Source organism: Pseudoalteromonas holothuriae, from assembly GCF_945859825.1.
GTDB lineage: Bacteria > Pseudomonadota > Gammaproteobacteria > Enterobacterales > Alteromonadaceae > Pseudoalteromonas > Pseudoalteromonas holothuriae.
The window spans coordinates 1-1,910 of the sequence record NZ_CAMAPC010000059.1 but is presented as its reverse complement, the minus strand read 5'-3'; the positions used below and the strand labels follow the sequence as shown (position 1 = coordinate 1,910).

Genomic DNA, 1,910 nt, shown 5'->3' with positions numbered 1-1,910 from the left:
GGCTCAGCACGGGCGGCTTAAAAGCGATATCGCAATTAGACGATAAAGACAAAACCAAAACCAACCGTGGCTTTACCGACCACGAGCACTTGGATGAACTAGAACTCATTCATATGAACGGACGGGTGTATGATTACAACCTCGGGCGGTTTATGAGTGTTGATCCGGTTATACAAGCACCGGGGAATAGCCAGTCGATAAATCCATATTCGTATATAATGAATAACCCGCTGAGCGGGACAGATCCGAGTGGGTATGAGGCGGAGAAAGCGGCCACGAAGACAACGGTTGTGTCTACAACAGGCAGTAATATAAAACGCCGAGTTAAATCAACGGTGACAAGTGATGGTAATGGTGGTGCGACGGTTACAATTACAGGTGGAAATGGTGCTGCTAGGAGCTCTGTAAAAGCAGCCATAACAGGAAACTTGCAAGGCGCAGGGATGAAAGTTATGGATATTGGTGGGCAAGGAGGGATAGCAAAGCAGAGTGAAGTTGCGAAGCGAGGAGGCGGGGATGGTGCAGGTGGAAGAAGCCATAACCTCCTAGAAGGTAGTGACGGTTCATTAACTGGAGATATAAAGGCTCAATCTCATAATACTCTAGTACAAGCTGGTGAAGAGCTTGGAGTTGATATGGGCGGAGTTGATGCAAGATGGGGAAGCATAAATATTGATGAAAATGGAGGCGGTACAGCAAAGGTGATATGTGATTTGTCGTGCCAAAAAGACGCTGGAGGGCTACTACACGGTAGGGACATGGCAAAGGCTGATTTGTCGGTGACAAGGGTTAGGATGGCTTATCGTCAGAGTCAAAGGACTGTGACCACCGGATTTGCGTATGCATCTGTCGCTATGGGAGGGGGGTACATTGTAGTGAGAGTTGGAGGTGGGGCTTACCTAGCTTGGGGTGGTGCCACAACAATACAAAGAAATGTTAGTTCACAACTTATATCTGAAGTAATAGGTGTGTTTAATGGAACCGTACCATCAACCATGACACCAGCTTTTAACCTGAGTCCTGCTGCAGGCTATATTCTCCCAGCTTCAAGAATTATGAGGTATAAAAATATAAAAGGGATACAAGGAGGGAAGCCTAGAATAAAATATGATCCGAAAAAATCTAAGTACAAAGTAGAGATTAGAGGAGCAGATTAACCTGTTTTTAGTATTATTTATTTGCGAGGAAAGTTAATGGAAGTTAGTTCTTATTATAATAAGAAAGCGGTTGCTATATCAGCGCTTTTAGTTATGTTAACTACACTTTTAGAGTTTATTTTTTGGGATTCTAATAGTGTAGGGCTGATCTCTATGTTTTTTTATTTTAATCTAGTGCTCTGTTTTCTTTTCTCATTAAGCAAGAACGAGCAGCCCAAATTGATTAACAGTGAAAAATCGGTAAATTATCAAGTTTGTATTGATTTAATGGTACTGAAAACTGTGATTTATGTTTTTATTTCCGATCTATTGCACATTCCAGAAAGGTATTACAGCTTTACAGGAGTCGCGCTTTTAATTGGTATACTTCCAGTGGTATCACTGACATTAAAAACAAGTGAGTTTATCACTTCTGAGCGCAATACAAAAAAAAGCATGCTGATTGCGTTATTAGTAATCATCACTTTGTTTATAGCCGCAATGTATGCTTTTAATAAAAGCCAATCATTTTGGATGTTTCTGGCGCCAAACGAGGTGTATTTTTAATAATATTATAATAAAAATAATAAATTGAAAAATAAACAAAATAAAAAAAATAAACAAGACACCCATTTTTATTTGCGCATTTTTTGTTCATCGCCTATCTTTTATCTATCTAGTCAAAAGGTAGGCAGCTAACATGGCAACGGCACGCAAAAGACAGGTAAGTCTTGTTGATACAAAATACTATCACTGCATTTCACGGTGTGTTCG

The 1,910-nt window shown here is 40.3% G+C and carries 2 protein-coding genes and 1 pseudogene; all 3 read left to right on the top strand.

Going from position 1 to position 1,910, the window contains the following annotated elements; translation table 11 throughout:
* On the top strand, window positions 1-1,157 hold a 1,157-nt coding region (locus OCI93_RS20815; protein ID WP_261627245.1), incomplete at its 5' end, for an RHS repeat-associated core domain-containing protein.
* A 36-nt stretch (window positions 1,158-1,193) separates the two neighbouring features.
* Window positions 1,194-1,703 carry a hypothetical protein gene (locus OCI93_RS20810; RefSeq protein WP_261627244.1) on the top strand — a complete coding sequence of 170 codons (510 nt, stop codon included), beginning with the start codon at window positions 1,194-1,196 and terminating at the stop codon, window positions 1,701-1,703.
* A gap of 133 nt (window positions 1,704-1,836) precedes the next feature.
* Window positions 1,837-1,910, top strand: a pseudogene (locus OCI93_RS20805) (Mobile element protein); the annotation flags it as partial.